General features: G+C 59.3%; 2 protein-coding genes. Both read left to right on the forward strand.

All coding sequences use genetic code 11. The features are described 5' to 3' along the window. The coding region (locus AC11W3_RS07010) for an outer membrane protein (protein WP_484092717.1) at positions 1-394 on the forward strand (394 nt) is incomplete at its 5' end. A 393-nt stretch (positions 395-787) separates the two neighbouring features. Beyond that, positions 788-1,961, forward strand: a 1,174-nt coding sequence (locus AC11W3_RS07015) for an IS256 family transposase (protein ID WP_484092718.1), incomplete at its 3' end; no start/stop codon positions are given.

Below are 1,961 nucleotides of genomic sequence, written 5' to 3' on the forward strand. Positions count from 1 at the left end.
CCTCGGCTATGTTCCTGTCCCTAATCTGTTGATTTATGGAACAGGCGGTTTCGCATACGGACGGGTTGAGCAGTCCGTTAGCTTAATCAACAACAGCAATGCTGAAATTAGTTTCGGTGCGCCTCTCGGTTTTACCTGTGACCCCGGGACTTGCTTTATAGGTAGTTCTACCCTCACTGCGACGGGCTGGGCGGCTGGTGGAGGGCTTGAATATGCCTTCGGCAATAATTGGTCGGTGAGGGCCGAGTATCTATTTGTGAATCTTGGGAGCAATTCCGTCATCGAAACGGCAGTGGCACCGGGCAATCCCGGGCAGGGACTCAGTACATATACGGTCAGCTTCAACGATACCGCCTTTCACGTCGTGCGTGGCGGTTTGAACTATCGTTTCTAGAAGTCGCCCCGCCAGAACAGAACCCCGGGTAATATCCCGGGGTTTTCTTTTTGGTGAGAGCCGAACTCTTGAATGTCCGCTTTTGGCCCATAGCGGACATAAGCTAGTGCACTGCACATGTCCGCTTTCGGGAGTAAAGCAGACATGACCATGTGCGGAAATTCGCTTTCGCGGTCGTTGTCGGGGGTAAAGCGGACATGGCCTATTGCACTGCAAATGTCTGCTTATGACCCAAAGCAGACATCGCGAATAACTGGCACGCTAGGGCTTGATGAACCCCAGAGTTAAGGATGACGTACGGTTTCTTTCGCACAATTAGGTAGGGCTGGCGGCCCCGAATCTGGCTGAACTGGAGGTGGCTAAACGCAACCAGTACAGCAAGAAGGAGCCGCCATGACTGAGAATACACCGAGTCCGCTGGGCAATGTCATCTCGATCGACGACGAGCGGATCAAGAATCACTTGGATCGGGTAGTCCGGGGCACGGTGGAGGAGACGTTGAATGCGCTTCTGGATGCCGAAGCGGACCGGCTGTGCAATGCGCAGCGCTATGAACGCAGTGAGGCCCGCCGCGACACCAGAGCCGGCCATTACGAGCGCAACCTGCAGACCAAGGCTGGCGAGGTGCGGTTGAAGGTGCCGAAGCTACGCCAGCGGACGTTCGAGACCGCGATCATCGAGCGCTATCGGCGGCGCGAGAGCTCGGTCGAGGAGGCGCTGATCGAGATGTATCTGGCCGGGGTCTCGGTGCGCCGGGTCGAGGATATCACCGAGGCGCTGTGGGGTACGCGGGTGTCGCCCTCGACCGTGTCGGACCTGAACAAGAAGATCTACGGGACGATCGAGGCTTGGCGCAATCGGCCGATCGAAGGCGAGCATCCGTATGTTTATCTCGACGGGATCGTGCTCAAGCGCAGCTGGGCCGGCGAGGTGCGCAATGTCTCGCTGCTGGTCGCGATCGGCGTCAACGACAACGGTTATCGTGAGATTCTGGGCATCTGCGAGGGTGCCAAGGAGGACAAAGCGGGCTGGAGTTGCTTTCTCAAGCACCTTAGGGAGCGAGGCCTGAACGGCGTTCGTCTGATCATCTCGGACGCCTGCCTGGGGCTGGCCGAGAGCGCGGCCGAGTTCTTCCCTGAGGCGGCCTGGCAGCGCTGCGTCGTGCACTGGTACCGCAACGTCTTCAGTCACGTGCCCTCGACCAAGGTGCGGGAGATCGCGGCCATGCTCAAGGCGATCCATGCCAGCGAGGACATTGTGGCGGCGCGCGAGAAGGCCATCCGAGTGATCGAGAAGTTGCGCGGCTTGCGCCTGACCAGAGCCGCCGAGCTCGTGGAAACGGCGATCGAGGAGACGCTGACCTATTACGCGTTCCCAGAGGAGCACTGGCGTCGCATCCGCACCAACAATCCGCTTGAGCGCATCCTGCGTGAGATCAGACGGCGCACGAGGGTGGTCGGCGCGTTCCCGGATGGACAGTCCGCGCTCAATCTTGCCGCGGCCAGGCTGCGGCATATCGCCGGCACCGCATGGTCGACCAAAAGGTACTTGAACATCGAGCTGCTGA

It is taken from the genome of Geomonas sp. (genome assembly GCF_056994735.1).